The sequence below is a fragment of the Legionella sp. PC997 genome (assembly GCF_014109825.1).
In the GTDB taxonomy this organism is placed as follows: Bacteria; Pseudomonadota; Gammaproteobacteria; order Legionellales; family Legionellaceae; genus Legionella.
The window spans coordinates 1,764,728-1,782,517 of sequence record NZ_CP059576.1 but is presented as its reverse complement, the minus strand read 5'-3'; the positions used below and the strand labels follow the sequence as shown (position 1 = coordinate 1,782,517).

Genomic DNA, 17,790 nt, shown 5'->3' with positions numbered 1-17,790 from the left:
GGTCAAAATTTACAGAAAATCTGACTCGCGCCCTTGCAAGCAAAAGATAGTATATATGAAAAAGAAAATTGAAAGCCAAAATCCTGGAAAGGAAAAAGAAAAGCAGCAGAGCCCTAGAACCCTCATTACGTCTAATAATATGACTTACTCGGAAGCGATGCTTCTAACCCGTCTTGATGAAACGGGTTTGTTAGATGACTATATCGGCAGCAAAGAAATTACAAAGCATAGCTTGCAGTGGATTGAATGTTTTTCAGAAGATGAAATGCTGCGTATATTTTCCAGGTTTCCTAACGTATATGCACGTTGTATGGATAAAATGAGTAAAACTCTAGGTCCTTCCGTAAAAGATGTCCTATTATTCAATGAAGTGTTTTGCAATCTGTTTGGAAACATTTTAACAAAAGCTAAAACTATTCACCTTCACTACAGATGGGCATTTGCAGAAAACACCTCCGAATTTCATGAATTTGAATTTGCAGTATTTTTATTTCACACCTTCTTGGAAGAAGACTATCAAGTATCTACTCCCAAAGAGTCAAGCCTCATGAAGGCATTAAATAGATTTGCTGATTCTAATTTTGTTAATTTGAGAAACCTAGGAGCCCCTATATGTTCTCAGCTAAATGAAATTATTGAGCATGGAGCTTGTAGTGCAGGATTCTCTGAACAATTATCTAGAGTTTACACGGCCATGATGCTTGCCCGTGCATTATTATTTTATGGGAATGTGCTCAAACAACACTTAAATGAAAGCACCAGTGAACATAGTGAATCCAGGTTTTGGAATTATTGCAAAGCAGCATCGTTCTTCAAAATAAATAAAGAAATTGAAAAGGAGATGAAAGCTCCGTTATATCACGGCAATATTAATTTGGAAGATGCAAAACGTTTACTTACTAACCCAGGTGACTATCTAGCTAGATATTCAGCTAATCAAAAGAAATATTATTTAACCTTATGCTTGGATACCCAGGCCAGTCAAAATAAGCTCATACTCAACTTTATAATACCCAAAGATAAAGTGAAACCCTGGATAAAAAAGCCAATCGAAAATTACGAAGAAATCGAACACTACATTAAAGAGCAACTCACTAAGGAACAGCCAAAAAGCATACAATCTTCGATAACGAATTTTTTGCAAAATGAAAAATATTCCCCTGTGTTTAATCCAATTTGCAATGCGGATATGCTCCATGCATCATTTAAAGCATGATTTACTTAGTGGCCAGTTGTAACTCCTCTAAAACAGTGACCTTCGATTCAATTTTTTATGCTTATAGTGTCAAGTTTTAGGTGATTTTCTAAAACGTCTATTATTTTTGAGTACGACTCTATGACTTGCTTATTGGTTCCACCACTTTCAAAATATTGCTTTAAATTATGTTGAGCTAATTCCAATGCTGTTTGGCCTTCAGGTTCATTGTTTTTATTTTTTATATTTAAATTAGGATTATATTGAAGCAGTAATTCAACTCGCTTGAGATCTGCTTTATCAATAGCGAACATTAAGGGTGTGTATCCAAATCTATCCTGAGCGTTTAGTATTTGCTCTAAATAATTGGGCATATTAAAAAAAAGGGGGTTGCTTGTAGCCTGGTTTTTTACAGAATCAAGATAGTTTGCGATGATGCATAAGTCTGCCTCTGCAACAAGGATATGAATTAATCTTACGTCATTATAACTAACGTAATTAATGCAATCTTTCCTTGTTGGATCATGAATAGCCTGCCAAACAGGATCTTTTTTAAGGGTTTCCTTTATTACTTCGCCTCGTGTTGTATCCGCAAATAGTGTGGAGGAGAAAGCAATATATTGATCTACATCCTTCCTTACTAAAGCGTTGAAAACCCATTCTGCCAGCTTTTGAGTATTAGTTGTTCCCTCTAATAAATATTCCTTTTTTATGTCCTCGCTGTTGGATATAAACCATTTTTTGGTTGTTGTTTCATATCCAATACTAATTGAATGCGTAGTAGTCCCCATTAAAAAGGAAACTGCAGGATTAGGTAATTCATCTTCTTGTTTTGGCTTTATTTCTAATACATTATGAAGTTGTTCAAAGTATTTAAAAAATTCTGTTTTACTATAAATACCAACCGAAAACTTTTCGACGCTACACTTTTTATATTCCTTTGGAGTGTACATTAAAGGATAAACCAGTTCAGCTACTTGACCCACGGGCTCTTTGGGAGAACCCTCAAACAAAACAGGAAACGACGCAGGATCATGATAAACCACGAGCTCCTGGGCAAATGAACTTAAATCGTTAAGGATAGGCAGATCATCATTTTTAAAAAAAGAAGATTGTGGGCTGTTGGGCTGTGCTAGGGACGATACAATTTCTTGAATAACTTCCTGCATGTGGTTAGAAGCTGTATTTAAAGAAGCGGTTGAGGAGGCTTGCTTCTTTATCTTGAGTAATTCTCTAATGATTTCAGTTCGCCGGTAAAAATCTGTTCTACCCTTCTCTCCCTGGCGCATAGCATTCATGAATAAGCTCGAAAATCCATTACAGTGTCCAAAACCTTCCATTTTCTCGGCTAAGTGAGCACCTTCAAACATATATTCTAAGAACTTTGTGAGCTCCTCATAAGTCAATGCGATATCAGATGCTCCAGTTTCAACCATAATAATTTCCAACTCTATCTTTAATCAGTTCATAGCTCATTGATTTACTATGTGTTCTATACACACTTAAATATTAGACTAGATTGGCGAACTATTTTACACAATGTGCTTTTCAAAAGCTTAAATGCACCCGATTATAAGAAAACATATTATGCAGATTGAAATACGGCAAAATAAACTTTAATTAGTAAATACAGCTATCCTAGAAAGAGGACGACAAATTTTTTTTAAATAAAACGTAGCCATTTTTACTTAAAATCAATCTTATGTTTTAAAAAACTGATTGATATCTGGCTCCGACTCAACCATATTGTCTGAGTTTTTGATGTCTTCCTCTTTATCCTTAACGGTTTCTTTTTCTGAGTTCTTTAAGTTTTTTTCTTCATCCAAAACCTGTTTGGACTTATCTAAAAAAGACCATTTTTTTGGTGCCTCACTAGATTTTTTAGCACCATTCGCTTTTTTCGACATCATGTTAACTCCTTGTGAAAATTATGACATTAGACTTAGTCGACTATAGGTAAATTATACTTTAAAAGCCAGATTTGAATCTTCCTTTGGGAACTCAAGTTCAAAACCTTTCTCAATCAATGGACCGAAATACTCCTCAATTGAACGAACTGGCTTTTCTAAATATAAAGACTCCCCTGGTTTTGCTTTAGAATTAATATTTTCTTTCTTAATCCAATTGTACATCATCTCATCATTATAAATAATAATCTCTTTCATACTCATATTAATTGAAGCAAACAGGGTCAACTCTCTTGTAGTACTATTATTATCGAACATCGCCACAGATACATTAGAACCAATTAACTCCTCTTGGTTTAATGACTTCATCATTTCCCCAGGAACTGCTTGATGAGATCCGAGTAGACCCTCAGTATGCTCGTATCGTTGAGTGTCTTTGCCACGACCATGTGCTCGTCCGATTGCAGCGGCTACATCAGTAGAAATCGCAACAATACCTACCTCACCATATCGCTGATTCGCTTCTCGGAGTTCATCCGGTTTTAATTTGGTTTGATCATGAAGAAAACAAGGAAATCTTTTTCCTTGAAATTCATTGCTCTTTTTGGCAATAATTTGCATCACTCTTTCTTTAACCAATAAGGCTTCTTCGTAGGTAAATTGAGAGTATCTCAGAGGATCGACTTCTGGTTTTTGCAGAAAAGGCTTAAGTCTATCCGCATTGTGATGTACCAATTGATCCCATGCAATAGGTGGTTCATATTTTTCAATAACTTTTGAAACGAGTTTAAGGCAACTTCCTTTCCCAGAGGCAACTCCTCCAGTTGTAAACAGAGCTATAGCTTGTTCTTTTTTAACATATTCTAAAGGTTCAAAATCACCATGATCACAAAGTTCGTTAATAGCTCCTGTTACCATAGGTTCTATTATAGCTCGGGCTCTCTGAGTATAAATCGATGCCATGGCTCGTTGAATGTAGATCGCCTTATGTAGTTCTTTATCTTTTTCCCAAGGCTCTTTTCCTGAAATGGACGAATAAAAGAATTTTAAATTTTCGAATTCCTCAGGCGAAAAAGGATAAGTTTCTTTCAACTTTCCATTTATTAAGTCATTGAATAAATTTAAAATATCCATCTGAAGATTATCATGCATTAAAGTGATCTTAGAAACAATTCGGTCATACACTTCTCCTGCTATTTCTTTTTGCACTTTGGTGAAGGCATGTCCGAATGTATCCATTTCATCATCAACATGTTTATCCAATTTAATGGTTGCTTGTAACTGGGCAAGTATCTCATGCTCAATAAGCCGTCCGGGATGTAAACATACTAAATTTCTGACCATTTCTTTGGGGAAGGCAGCCATTGTTTGTTCTAATAACGAGATAGACTGTTCATCGGTACCTGAACTCGAATAAGATATTATAGTAAAATCATTTGGGCTAACTTCCTGTTTTGATTTTATTCTTTCTTTTAGTTCAATTGTTGCCACAAAGAATCGACCGTCATACTTTGATAACATTAAACACCCTTTGAATAATTAAAGAGCTATATAGTACAATATATAAATTAAGTGTATATTAAGAACCCATAACACAAATTTTGATTATCAGAATAGGAATTTATGATTTTACAAAGGAATTTATTCTTAAACTTGGATATAAATTAATATTTTCGTACTCTGTATCGTAATAATATTAATAAATTTTCAAACGCTCTTTCTCTATAAACTGCATGATCGCATTTAAAGTAGCTTCTTTATCTTGGCGAATGGGAGAATGCCCAGCGTTAGGAATTTGGATAGGAAGTAAATCCGGTTTAATATCCAGTAATTTTCGAACATCTTCAAGTTCTACTAAACTTCCATGGGCAGAATTACCATACAGTAACAATGTTGGATTTTTTATTTGTTTAAACAAACGTTCTACCTTGTATTGTTTAAAAACCTCATCGAATTGATCAATCATTGCTAAAAGCATTTCAGGATCACAATGTCTTACTTGTTCTGGAATAAATTGATCGATGGGTAATCCTAGTTTGCTTAATCGAAGTGCTTGAATAATAAAATTTATTTGCTCCCTAAAGCCTAGGGTTAATTGACGAAGAGCGCTTAAATTTAAAGGAGGATCCATAAGAACAAGAGCTTTCACAAGAGAGGGTTGAGTTGCGGCAAGCATGCCCCCAATCATTGCACCTAATGAATGTCCAATTATTATGGCAGGTTCTTTTATCACTTCTTGAATAAAAAATTGAATATCCGTCAAATAATCCTCTAAAAAGTAATGACCGGTTATTTTTTGTGATTTGCCATGACCTCGAAAATCCGGAGCGTAGATATGAAAACAAGCACATAGCTCAAGAGTAATGGACGCAAACGCTTGCCACTGATGGGTGGCACCATGTAGCAATAACAAAGGCATACCATTATTAGGTCCTTCTGCATAATTAATTTGACACAAATGGTTATGATGCAAATATTCTTTCATTCGAACCTCTAAAATCCAAACAAATCAGAGTTTGTTCTTATTCTCTGCGTTTAAGTATAGTCAATACCAATAAAATTTTTAAAAGTTGAACATACCGAGTGAATAATACATGCGTTAGTTGGCGGTCATGGGAGCAGTACTGAGAAGATAATGCACCTCCAGGACGAAATGAAAGTTGAGTCTCCATCAGAGAGTCTTAGCAGAGTGTCGTCGTATTTTAATGAGGATACTTTATTAAAACTAAATGGTATCCTAAAAAATCTTAAGTGTGAGTATTAAAAGAGCCCATCAATGAGAGCTAGATTATTTAAATTATTTAAGTCGGTAATTAAGTTTGTCTGCTTAGCTCTTTTAATTTTGCTTGGGTTAAGGATATTCGATTCACAACGGGGACCGGCCTTAGAGTTATGGCATACTTACGTTCCAAAAGAAAAACATGCCCAAGAACTGGATAAACTTGATTGGGCTCAATATATAAGAATAGAAGATGCTCTTTTTGATGCTGTACGGACCGAAGTCACTGAACAATTAAAGAGTAAAGAACGTGTTCCAATAAATCGATATTTCTCTGGAAGCCCAGTTTATCCGAAAAAATTTTCCACTGATTGGAATCACTCCTATATAATTGAACCCCGGGGTACCGCTATTGGAGCAGCTGTATTTTTACATGGACTAACGGACTCACCTTATAGTCTGCGCCATATTGCCAGACGATATGTAGCTCATGGTTATGTTGCTATTGCTATCAGACTACCTGCTCATGGCACAGTACCCGCTGCGCTCACAGATGTTAAATGGGAAGATTGGGTGGCGGCCACCAGGCTAGCCGTACGAGAAGCACGAAAACGCATAGGGTCCTCAAAACCTCTTCATCTCATAGGTTTTTCAAATGGCGGCGCACTGGCTTTAAAGTACGCTCTTGATTCTCTTGAAAACAAACAGCTAACACGACCCGATAAAATTATCCTAATTTCACCTATGATAGGAATCACCCGCTTCGCTCGCTTCGTTGGATTTGCTGCTCTCCCGGCTATCTTACCTCCTTTTGCAAAAGCCGCTTGGCTCAGTATCCTTCCTGAGTTCAATCCATTTAAATACAACTCTTTTCCGGTTAATGGAGCACGCCAGTCTCATCGTCTAACTGCCGCATTACAACAACAAATAGTACGCCTTGCCAATGAAGATCGACTTATAGAACTTCCACCAGTATTGACGTTCCAGTCTGTAATGGATTTTACCGTGAGTACACATGCAATCATTACTGCTTTTTATGCAAACCTTCCTGCAAATGGTAGTGAATTAGTATTATTTGATTTGAATCGCGCTGCTAAATTAGGTCTGTTATTACGTCCTTCCGCAGATACAGCAGTGACAAAGCTTTTAAATGCGCCTCCACGAAAATTTCGCACTGTAATCATCACCAATGCAAGTTTCGACAGTATTGATGCTGTCGAGCGTGTCACTGAAGCTGGAACAGTACATGAACATGTCTCACCTATAGGATTGGCCTATCCTCCCGATGTTTACTCGTTGTCACATGTTGCCATCCCCTTTCCGGTAACCGACAGTTTATATGGCCTTTTTCCAGATTCAAAAAAATATGGCATCCAATTAGGAACAACGGCTTCGCGTGGTGAACGAAATGTCCTCATCATGAGTTTGGATTCCATCCTTCGACTTTCATCCAATCCGTTTTTCCCCTACATGATTAAACGCATAGAAGAGCATATTCCCGATAATAAACAAAAGATCGGTTGGGTTTCTGGCACCAAAAATTCATCGTCTCATCATTGTATAAAATCGATAGATTCTTGATTCACCATTAGGCTGATTATAAGATTGATATAATCTAAACCTGGATATAACCAAAAATGAATCAAAAACGACCACTCTATTTTATTGGCGAGGCGTTTGCGCCACAAACAACTCGTTCAACACGTAAAGTGCTTAGTAATGAAATTTAATGTATATATTAAAATTTTGACCGCGTTCTTTGGAATTTTTTTAATTTTTGCTTTAGCTTTTTTTAAATATTTAAAGTCAGTTGAGACAGATATTGTTATCAATGCCGGAAAAACAATGTCACAAGGACTTTTAACTAGTTTGGAATATGAACTTATTAATACCCCAGAATTAAACTGGGATGGGATAATAAAGAACAAGACTGATAATCATGTTCACCTTATACCAATCGACCGTCTAAAACTTACCTCTAACCAGAAAAACCAATTAAATCGAGGTCAGATACTTTACTTATCCGGTACAACGTATCAATTTCTCAACCTGGTTCTTGTGCAACATACAGCATTAAAAAAAATTGGTAATACATCCTATGCATTATCTTATTACTTTTCAGATCCAGCCCAAGTTATTTTTCATTACATGAGCCCTACTTTAAAACAAATCGTGGAATATTTATTATTAAAACCCAAAAATAACTGGGATCAAGAACTATTAAAATTAGAAAAGATATATGGCTTTCCACTCCATGTTTATCAACCCAATAGTAACCTCTTGCCCAGCACCCTAAATAATTCTTTATCAACAGAGCGTCTTGTATTTGAAACACCTCAAAACTCCTCACAAATTAGTATTTTTTATTATGGTTTTAATGGGGGAATCCTCAAAATTGGCCCACTTAGCTATTTGCCAGTTACAACAAGAATTAGTGATGTAATGTACTATTTTATATGGGCTTTCTTTTTCTTTTCCCTTTGTCTTATTACATTTTTCTCTCTGCTTTTTGTGAAAAATATGAAAAAGGTATATCAGATTACAAAGCAATTTAGTGAAGGAAATTTCGACTTTCATCAGAAAATAGGAGCTACCTCTGTTTTGTATGGTCTTTATATAAATATCATACATATGGGTGAGCGATTAAAGGATCTGATTGAATCACACAAACAAATGTGTCGATTTGTCGCGCATGAAATTAGAACACCATTATCAACCATACAGATGGCAACTGATAGTATCAAAAGAAAAAACACAGAGGATGTATTACTCAATAAACAGGTGCATAGCATCCAGGAAGATATTGCAAATATGAACCGCATCGTCAGCACCTTCTTGATCTACTCAAAAATGCATTCCAGCGAATTAAAAATAAAACCATCTAGCACAAATATGATAGTCTGGTTAAGAGAGTTATTAGAACCTTATTCTTTATCCAGATTTAAAATTACATTACATACTAATGAGTTAAATTATTTAGAAGCATGTATCGATAAAAATATTTTAAAACATGCGGTTACTAATTTGATTACAAACGCCATGAAATTTGCAGTACAAAATATTTCTGTGACCCTCTCGCAGGATAATAATCATATTTATATTCACATAGATGATGATGGTCCTGGCTTATCAAATGAGAGCATGAATGACATTTTTTCTGAATACAACATTGCTGAAAACATCGAAATTGGCGATAAACATATTGGTTTAGGATTAGCTATTGTAAAAAAAATTCTTACTCTTCATTCAGGAAAAGTCTTCGCTACACACTCTCCTATACTAAAAGGCGCTCGATTTACAATTGAGCTACCAAGACAAAACGTTTAATCTTAGAAATGAATGCAGGATTAGGGACATTAGAATCAGTTCCTATCAGCTAAATTTTTAGTACGCTACCTTCTTGCCTCTTATATCATAAATAAAATTGGGATTTTGTTTCTGCGCTGAGATAACCAGGCTGAGATTCTCTCAATTGTTGCATTTCCTCCTTATAGGTCAATAGAGATTTTGGTGAAGCCTTTTTCGATAAACATTTATCCAACCCCCCGTGCACGTAACTAATGCTCATTTTTTCTCCATCAAATCTTAATTTGAACGTTTGGTCCTTTTCTGGCAAAAAATCAGTCTCAGTTATTCGTATCAATTTAATCTCCTGATCAAATTGCTTGAAGATCAAACTCCCCTCTCGTATGGACATTTCCACATCATCGTTATAACGATTCTCATAGTTTCCAACAAAAGCCTTCAAGGACGTAGTAAATTCTTTTTCTATTGGAAGATCATGTATCGCATTAAACCATTGTAGACGTCGTAATTTGGTTTCGTCTGTAGGTGCAACCTCAGCGGCCCTTTCAAAATAACCTCTCGCCTCTTCAAATTTACCATCAACTTCAGCAATTTTTCCTAAAATTGTTTCCTGCCACCCAGGTTCGTCGCTTTGAGCATAATGTAAGTGTTTATAAAGCTCTTGCAGGGTGCCAATTCGTACTAAAGCTTGGGAATTGAACATCTGATTTGCAATACTCATTCCATTTTCTGAGTTGGTAAAAAAAACGGCTCCTTTTTTAGTGGTTACATTGATCGCAATAAACGCTCGCGTATTAGGGTTTTCACCAAATTGATAGGCTACTAGTTCGTCTTTTTGTCTATATAGATGCCAGCCCAAGCCACAAGTCATTAGATCCTCCGTACTCTTGGGTTCAAATGCGTGCTTTATGATGGGATCATCTATATTCTCTAACCAGCCAGCGATGAATTTCGAAAAATCTTCACCAGTGGTCAATAACGATCCAGCGGCGTTAACAGAAGGGTCGCCCACATAAATTGGAACCGATTTTCCTAGCTCAGTATGAACACTTACCACATTGGTGTCGGATTTAAGGGGGGGTATAAATGTAGAACGCTCCATTTCTAAGGGACCAAAAACATATTCTTTAGCCAACACCTCTAAATCTTTACCCATTTTGGTTTCTATGACTTTTTGCAAGTACAGAAAAGCTTCGCCTGAATAAGAGTATCCCTTACCTAACTCTGATTTAGGGTCAAAAATAAGGGGGGAAGATAAACTTCCTGCAAAATTGGGCAAACCTGTAGTATGCGATAATACATGTCGAGCCGTTAATTCCTTCGCTTTTGTGGGGTACTCTCCAGCCACTAAGAATCGCTCATATTGGAGTATATTATATAATGGTTCGTCCAAATCGATGTGTTTATCCTTGACCAACTGCAACACTAAATAAGTAAAAACAATTTTACTAAGGGAAGATGCTGGAAACCTAGTTTTATCATCTACATCCATTCCAGAGTCGGTAGATTTTTTGCCAACAGATATTGAGGTTCTTATAAACTCATGCTCATCGTGATTTGAAGTTTCAACACAACCATAACTAACAGATGGAACATGACCAATTTGAGCGATCAGCTGTAATGCAATCATTAAAGGAGGAGTAGCCATATTGTTGAATTCCGCTTAAAAATAAATTTGATGTTTTAATCTTATCAAGAATTCTTGAGCGAAATGTATATAAATTGTACAGTTGTTGTTTTTACTGCAATTAACCCTCTATACCCAAGCTTCTGATACAAAAACATATCCTTTTTTATGAATTGTTTTTATACGATAAGGCTTGTTACTATTATCATTTAATGCTTTTCTTAAACGTGATATTTTTAAATCAATACTTCTGTCAACCCCATCATATTCGTGCCCAGAAAGAGCATACATAATGCTATCTCTACTAAGCAGCCTATCATGATTCTTTACCAACAAAGCAAGAACTTCAAAGTCAGTTGTACTTATTGAAATTTCTTTTCCAAAGAGAGATACACTTTTAGTACTAAAATTGATAGAAAAATTTCCAAATTGAAATTGATTTTGATTATTAACTAAATTAGGTCTACGTAATAAAGCTTCTACCCTTGCTTTTAAAACTTCGTCTGCAAAAGGTTTGGTTAAATAGTCATCTGCTCCAAGGTTTAAAGAGGATACTTCACTTTCAATATCATGAACTGCTGTTAACATGAGTATTTTTCCTAAATATTCTTCTCTAATGGTGTGGCATACTTGATCCCCATTCATTCCAGGTAGCATGATATCTAATAGTACTAAAGCAGGTTGCTCACGGATAATGCGATAGACCGCTTTATCTCCACGTTTTTCGATAGAGACATCATAACCGGCTTCTTGTAAGCTTTCTTTAAGGTAATTGGCGAGCTTAATATTATCTTCCACAAGCAATATTGATTTATCTTTCATTGGTTTTGTCTCAGCCTCTATAAAACAAATTGAAACGAATTTTTGAAATCTTTTCTTTGGTAAGTTTTACATAGATATACGGAGGGAAGCAAACAAACCAATATCGAATGTACATTTTATATACAATTGATTTTTATTAAATCGGTATACTAACAAATAAATAATCAATATTTATTCAGATTATCATTATGAACGTGTACCGGAGTATTCTCATGAAAAAAACTAACCAAAAATATCAACCTGTTGCTGAATCCATAATAGCCAATGAACCTAAAACATCATCTATAGCATTCGCTTTACAACAATTTAGAAAAGAAGCAGAAAAAAAAGAAGCTGCTGAGGAAGCAGCAAAGGTACGTTGTCGGGTTTGTTTTAAAGAAATAGCACCAAAGCGCGTTTGCTCGGGTCATGGAGCTAACCGTGATAGCAGTGAGAATAGTGATGCTACTTCTAATAAGGCATCTGAAAAAAAAGCAAATCCTGGTGAAGATAACTTTTTAACTAAACCACGTAAATTAGTTATCACTACTGATGAATTGATAGGCAATTCTGATTTAGAACCTTTAGATGAACAACGTTTTGACTGGAAAATAATTGAGGAATTAATCATTCAAGGTCGATTGTTGGTTGACAATGATCGTGAATCAAAAACGCTAACCATTAAGTTGCTTTGTGAGTCTAATTCATTAACTGAAGAACAAAGAAGAGAATTAAAAAAATTCCTCGAAGTGATTATAAAAGACTTACATAAGTTTACAGAAGAACATCATCTTGCAGAGGCCTGTGCACAGGTTTCTCTAGACAAAGAAGGTACTATAACTTCTCTTCGTATTACTATGCCAACATTGGCCATATACGATGAATTTATTAGAGGATTAGCGAATAATTTACTACCTAAAGTACAGGTAAAGGATAAACTTAAGAATGATCAGAGCGCTGTCCCTAATCCGCGTTCAATGGAACTTAAACCGTTCCCCTCAACAGGAGAGGAGTATGAAATGAATGAGAAGGAACAAAAAATTTTCACTCCATCTCCTTTCAAAATGCAGCCTTGGTAAGTAGCCTTAGAGACAATGCAAAGATGACTGTCTTAAACGAGTTGTTCCAAGACAGTCGTTAAACTACTCAGCTCTATAAAAGCTATACTCTAAGAATATACGGAATCACTTATGGAGTTCTGTCATGGATACCAAATATGATAAACTCATTTACATCAATTTGACTCAAGATCAAATTACGGCAAATATTGATACACTTATCATCCATGAAAGCCCCACAATACTCGTGAAACTACTAGATGGATGTGACCTTAAAACGTTGCACAATCCTGATTTCTTTCCTAGACCGATTACAAACCGTAGTAAAATATATTTTTCGGCTCATGGAAGAGAAGAGTTAGATGATATGGTTCTTGATAAACAACAAGGCGATGTAAAAATATATGATTTAAATGATGTTGCTATCTATTTTGGAAAACTCCTAACTAATCCAGATTTTAAAAATCCAAATGTAATACCTCGGTTGACACTGGTGATGAGTGTATGCGAAGGGGTAGGTTTTGCCAAAAATTTACAAAGAAAATTACTTGGAGACTATGGGCTATATATTGATGTGATTGCGAATAAAAATGTACTTCACGAGCAATTTATAAGGCCTAAACATGGACGAGCGGTGTACCTCACTCACAGAGAAACATCCATCAAGGGAGTGGGTAGAGAACACAAACGACCACACAGTAAGGTGTTACTAACTATAGATAAAACCGGTGCGCAACAGGAAACTGACGCCTATGAATTTAAATGGATAGAAAAGGTGCTCAATGGGGCTCATCAACAAGTAAGAACATTTAGTAAATGGGCGGATTTTGATAAGCAAGGAAATATTAGTATATTAGAAGGACTCAATGCCTTTTGTAAGGATGTGACAACGCTCGTCTCGTTAACTATCGAGCAAGATATTCATTTGACTGCTAATAACCTCCTGGCATTGTTACAAAGTTGTCAGAATAGTGCTGCCGATCCACTGTATCGACAAGCAATGAACTATGAAATGTTTCAATTCACGACAAAAAATCTTATTAATGAAGGAGTAAAATATATTAATCCCAGCATAGAGATGCAAGAATATTTTCATGCTCTTAAAGCGCTTGAGTCAAAAAAGAGCAAAATGATTCGAGATGAAGTTGCCCCCAATCTATTTAAGGCAAAAAAAGCAGTTTTCTCTGGATTAATTTTTGAGGCTTCAGAATATGGTATAGAGTCGGTATTAGATAAACTTGAAACAGCAATGCAAGACCTATCCCCGGGGATTGATCTCTCTTAAGACGTACTCTTAATGAAGTATAAACCAATCCAGATTTATTTAGATAAAAGGAATGTAGCGTCTTATTTATTTCTATCCAACCAAAATTAAAGCAGTTTGCCCCCATATTGATCGCTACAATCTAGAAAATTAATATAAAATGATAAGAGTTTAGGACCAGACTTAATATTTTAACCATGCATCGATTTTTTTTAGATAATACCTACGAGCAATTAACTGCAAAAAGTACATTAGATCGAGTACAAGAACGAATACGGGATGGAAAACTCAAAAAACATTATTGTAAGGATCTGGCACGTGAGCTGATAAATTATCTATGTGGAAAACAAAAAGGATTTGAAAAGCCAGAGCAATTCTCAAGTTTATATTTTATTCAACAGGTAATGCAAGAACGACTTATAAACAATCAATGCGACGATAGGTTATTTCTACTCCAAATAGGCAAGGACTACCATACGTTTGTTATTGAAAAATTACTTAATGAAGAATCAGTAACATTTATCATTTACCAATCTTGGTATAGTACCTTTTCCTTAGATTGGTGGTTGGGAAATGATGGAGCGCCGCATCAAATTTCTGAAGAGCAACTAGCATTAAGGGAACAGTACGGTAAAGGGAAAGAGTTAAATATCAATGAGTTGGAAAACTTTATTTATAGTGTTACTCAATCTAAAGAGCTACGTTGCTCAAAAAAAATAGGTATAGTGGGTTCTTATAAAATTTATGAATATGATGTTGAAAGCAGTAAGCTACAATTTACCTAATGACAAATAATCACTGAGCCATCGATTGATAACATGAACAATACCTTGAAAAAAGTGATATTAATTGACACATTGATGATAATCATAATTGGTTGTAACGGATAAAGGCCCGTTTATCGGTAATACCATCCAAAGTTTAGGTGTTAGAAATAAAACCTACTTTGACAGTTAACTGATTATCAGCATTCGTTTAACAGCCTTTGTATCATTTTCGTTCTCTAAGTTTTATGTACATTTATATGGATTTGTATAGTACTGCAGCGAGTTATTCAATTCCCAAACTCTTTATGTAAGTTGGGTCATTTTGCCCAACAACATTCTACTATCTATGTTATAGCTTAATCAGCTCCCTTCTCGTTATTCCTACAGGTAATCTGTGCTAAAAATTATTGGAAGCTTTTGTTAGCACAGCGCAAAACCCTGATAGGATTACCTGTTGGAGTGTAGTAGCTGACAACGGATTATTGTTTACATCAAGTACTAATGTACTATCTACACCTTTTGTCGTGGGTCAACTACTGTTATTACATTTCCTGCAGTACATGATGGATCGCCACAATACAGTATAACTAATGACTGGATTACCCACATTATCAAGTGTGATCGATGTCTATTTACCAATGTTTGTTGTTGCATCCGGTGTAACAATTGATTTGGATTAGTCATGAATTATAAACGTAGCCCACAAGCAGACACCACATTTTATCCATCTTTAACAACCCATTATCTGCCATCAACATGAATATAAGTAGGGAACAATAGACAAAATAAAGCTCATTAGGGCTATAATTGCGAAAAATAATTCAAAATGATTTATGCAAAACGAACTGAATATAGATTTCACTTATAATTACAAGCAACCTGACGAATATCATTTCAGTCTTGATTCAATTTATCTTGCCAAATTTGTCGCAGCACAATTGAAATCTCATACCGATATTGATTCGCTACGAGTATTAGATCTCTGTGCAGGATGCGGTGTCATTGGGTTCGAATTATCATGGCATCTACCTGCAATCCGGCAGATTGATTTTATTGAGATTCAGGATGTTTATACCGAATACTTTTTTTATAACTTGGCCCACATTAATCGACCCGAATTGAAATTTCGTTGGCAACTTTTAAATTATGATGAGTTATGTGAAAAGAAATGGGAAGAAAAATTTGATTTGATCGTCAGCAATCCCCCCTATTTCCACCCAGAACACGGAGTTCTCTCTCCTTCCCAATTTAAAAATCGTTGTAGATTTTATTTAGATAGTTCTTTTCAGAGTTTTATTAGAGCACTGGAAAATTCGCTCGCTTACAAAGGGAAGGCATATTTTTTATTACGCTCATTAAAACATCATGGGCTGGATTTATTTTCTGAGATACAAAGCATACTCCAGCAAACATCAGTTAGCGTAAAAAAAATATCACAAATCCGTGGCACTGATATTATTTTATTAGAAAAATTGAAATAAATTGGATGCTAATTATAGAGTTTATTATTGCCTGTCCAAACACGCCTGTTTTTTATTGCGACAGCATCTCCTTCCGAACCAATCTGTATTACAATAGGCTCTTATATTCACTCCCAAGCATCCAGACCTAGATTAAGACTCAAATATGCTTTACGGAGCTTCAAAAGGCTCAAATGAAACAGCGCCTCGAAAAAGCTCTTATCTGATTTTTATAAGTGCTCGTGCATACAAGGAATATCATGTGTACTCAACAACTAGCTTAGCTCGTTCAATGCTTGGGATTATTATTCTCCTCTACCCCAGGATTCGTTGTCTCGTGCGCTTCTTTATTTATTTGAGATAGATGCAATCCATCGCTAAAATCCAAGTACTCAGCGATTTGCTTAGCCAAATCTTTTGGTAGCGCATATTGTTTAAACAACCCCATAAGCGCATTGGGTGTTAAATTATTTACTTTTTCTTCTTCTTTGGTTAAAAAATCTTTTATTTCCTGATGTGATGCTAAATCAATCGGTTTCGCGGTGTAGCCTTGGGTAAAATCTCGCTCAGCTGAGTTTGATTTAATGTAAAAAGGAAGTTTTAACAGTGCCCTTTTTTGAATCTTAGACAAGGTTCCAAAAAGTTGCTTTATTTGATCTAAATCACCTGTTTCAGTTGAATGAATATAACTTTGAATTGTTGTTTTCTTAAGTTTAAAGGGCTCAGTAAAGATGGGTAAACTTATAAGTTCGCCTTTAGCAGAATTATAAGTGACTTCATCTACAAAGTATTTGCCTGCATTTAAGCTGATGATTTCATCTAGTGACTTTGGAATTTCAATTATAGATTTGTTTCCCAAGGGATCCAGAAGTGGTTTTTCACAGAAACCATTTTTTTTAATATAAATACCAAAATCAAGATAAGTAAACGTACTGATTTTTAAACTCATAACCCAAGGATATTCGCCATTTTCTTTCCCCAGTGAGAAAACAAATGTTCCAATTTTTTTATCCTTTAAGGCATTTTTAATTTGCTCTTCATTAAGCTCCAATTGCTTCCAATTTAGCGATAGTAGCGAACATCCAGGTAATTTATCTCTTCCCTTTACCGCTTCAATTTGATTAAAAGGAATCCAATGTCGAACTAGAAGTCTATTTACCATTGTGGTCAGATCTTTGTAAGAACCCTGGTGATTTTGCAATATAAGGGTATTGTCCTCTGGATTTTTGTTCACTAAAAAATGGGTGACCTTGATTTGATTATCTCGCCCTCTGACAACGATACTCATTGCCGCAATTGCATCTTTTTGACTACTTGGACGTAATACGAACGTTCTAAACGGCATATTTTTAAGCCGTTTTTCAGCTTCTTTTCGATCAATTTGATAATAACAGGAAGGATAAACTAAATCCGATTTCTCTTGCATATAAGATACCTGAGGTATTTGTTTTAATTAGTATATTATCTGTCCATTTATAAATCAAATTGGACATAAATATTCAAAATTAGTAGTGGATCTGAAAAACATAAATTTCAACAATACTTCAAAGTCGAACTCAGCTCGGCAACCAACTCCTAAATCTCTAAAATTATAGTTTGGTAAACTAAGTCACATTTCAACTATTTGCTCGCAGACGCACAATTTTTATAAATAGGTGCTACATTGAAAAGTAACCCCTTTGAGAT

Annotated in this window: 14 protein-coding genes; 7 read left to right on the top strand and 7 right to left on the bottom strand. The window is 35.3% G+C overall.

What is annotated here, in order from left to right; all coding sequences use genetic code 11:
• Positions 1–55 precede the first annotated feature (55 nt).
• Positions 56–1,216: a hypothetical protein gene (locus tag HBNCFIEN_RS07565; protein WP_182393486.1), complete on the top strand. Its 1,161-nt coding sequence runs from the start codon at positions 56–58 to the stop codon at positions 1,214–1,216.
• A 47-nt stretch (positions 1,217–1,263) separates the two neighbouring features.
• Here the strand turns inward: HBNCFIEN_RS07565 and HBNCFIEN_RS07560 are convergent, their stop codons facing one another.
• The 4 genes from HBNCFIEN_RS07560 to HBNCFIEN_RS07545 all read right to left on the bottom strand — a co-directional run bounded on the left by HBNCFIEN_RS07560 (position 1,264) and on the right by HBNCFIEN_RS07545 (position 5,587).
• A complete protein-coding gene (locus HBNCFIEN_RS07560; RefSeq protein WP_182393485.1) occupies positions 1,264–2,631 on the bottom strand; it encodes an ankyrin repeat domain-containing protein in 1,368 nt (455 codons plus the stop codon).
• Positions 2,632–2,895: 264 nt separating this feature from the next.
• Positions 2,896–3,105 (bottom strand): hypothetical protein, encoded by a 210-nt coding sequence (locus HBNCFIEN_RS07555; protein WP_255464395.1) that lies wholly within the window; start codon positions 3,103–3,105, stop codon positions 2,896–2,898.
• A gap of 51 nt (positions 3,106–3,156) precedes the next feature.
• Positions 3,157–4,623 (bottom strand): hypothetical protein, encoded by a 1,467-nt coding sequence (locus HBNCFIEN_RS07550; RefSeq protein ID WP_182393484.1) that lies wholly within the window; start codon positions 4,621–4,623, stop codon positions 3,157–3,159.
• 175 nt (positions 4,624–4,798) lie between these two features.
• Complete coding sequence (locus HBNCFIEN_RS07545) at positions 4,799–5,587, bottom strand: alpha/beta fold hydrolase (protein ID WP_182393483.1); 789 nt, start codon at positions 5,585–5,587, stop codon at positions 4,799–4,801.
• A 291-nt stretch (positions 5,588–5,878) separates the two neighbouring features.
• On the opposite strand from HBNCFIEN_RS07545, the gene HBNCFIEN_RS07540 reads away from it, so the two are divergent.
• Together HBNCFIEN_RS07540 and HBNCFIEN_RS07535 are read left to right on the top strand one after the other, a co-directional pair.
• A complete protein-coding gene (locus HBNCFIEN_RS07540) occupies positions 5,879–7,402 on the top strand; it encodes a carboxylesterase (protein ID WP_182393482.1) in 1,524 nt (507 codons plus the stop codon).
• 138 nt (positions 7,403–7,540) lie between these two features.
• A complete protein-coding gene (locus HBNCFIEN_RS07535) occupies positions 7,541–9,148 on the top strand; it encodes a sensor histidine kinase KdpD (RefSeq protein WP_182393481.1) in 1,608 nt (535 codons plus the stop codon).
• Between the two features lie 85 nt (positions 9,149–9,233).
• Here HBNCFIEN_RS07535 and HBNCFIEN_RS07530 read toward each other — a convergent pair whose 3' ends face one another.
• Together HBNCFIEN_RS07530 and HBNCFIEN_RS07525 are read right to left on the bottom strand one after the other, a co-directional pair.
• Positions 9,234–10,775 carry a serine hydrolase gene (locus HBNCFIEN_RS07530; protein ID WP_182393480.1) on the bottom strand — a complete coding sequence of 514 codons (1,542 nt, stop codon included), beginning with the start codon at positions 10,773–10,775 and terminating at the stop codon, positions 9,234–9,236.
• A gap of 108 nt (positions 10,776–10,883) precedes the next feature.
• Positions 10,884–11,576, bottom strand: coding sequence for a response regulator transcription factor (locus HBNCFIEN_RS07525; protein ID WP_182393479.1), 693 nt, complete (start codon positions 11,574–11,576; stop codon positions 10,884–10,886).
• Between the two features lie 212 nt (positions 11,577–11,788).
• Between HBNCFIEN_RS07525 and HBNCFIEN_RS07520 the strand changes: the two genes are divergently transcribed.
• The 4 genes from HBNCFIEN_RS07520 to HBNCFIEN_RS07505 all read left to right on the top strand — a co-directional run bounded on the left by HBNCFIEN_RS07520 (position 11,789) and on the right by HBNCFIEN_RS07505 (position 16,125).
• Positions 11,789–12,634, top strand: a complete 846-nt coding sequence (locus HBNCFIEN_RS07520) for a hypothetical protein (RefSeq protein WP_182393478.1) — start codon at positions 11,789–11,791, stop codon at positions 12,632–12,634.
• A 124-nt stretch (positions 12,635–12,758) separates the two neighbouring features.
• A complete protein-coding gene (locus HBNCFIEN_RS07515) occupies positions 12,759–13,898 on the top strand; it encodes a hypothetical protein (protein ID WP_182393477.1) in 1,140 nt (379 codons plus the stop codon).
• A 176-nt stretch (positions 13,899–14,074) separates the two neighbouring features.
• The gene (locus HBNCFIEN_RS07510; protein WP_182393476.1) at positions 14,075–14,662 is read left to right on the top strand and encodes a hypothetical protein; all 588 of its coding nucleotides are present in this window, start codon (positions 14,075–14,077) and stop codon (positions 14,660–14,662) included.
• Between the two features lie 815 nt (positions 14,663–15,477).
• On the top strand, positions 15,478–16,125 hold the full coding sequence (locus HBNCFIEN_RS07505) for a methyltransferase (RefSeq protein WP_182393475.1): 648 nt from the start codon (positions 15,478–15,480) through the stop codon (positions 16,123–16,125).
• Between the two features lie 268 nt (positions 16,126–16,393).
• On the opposite strand, the gene HBNCFIEN_RS07500 is transcribed toward HBNCFIEN_RS07505, so the two are convergent.
• The gene (locus tag HBNCFIEN_RS07500; protein WP_182393474.1) at positions 16,394–17,530 is read right to left on the bottom strand and encodes an SH2 domain-containing protein; all 1,137 of its coding nucleotides are present in this window, start codon (positions 17,528–17,530) and stop codon (positions 16,394–16,396) included.
• Between the last annotated feature and the right edge of the window lie 260 nt (positions 17,531–17,790).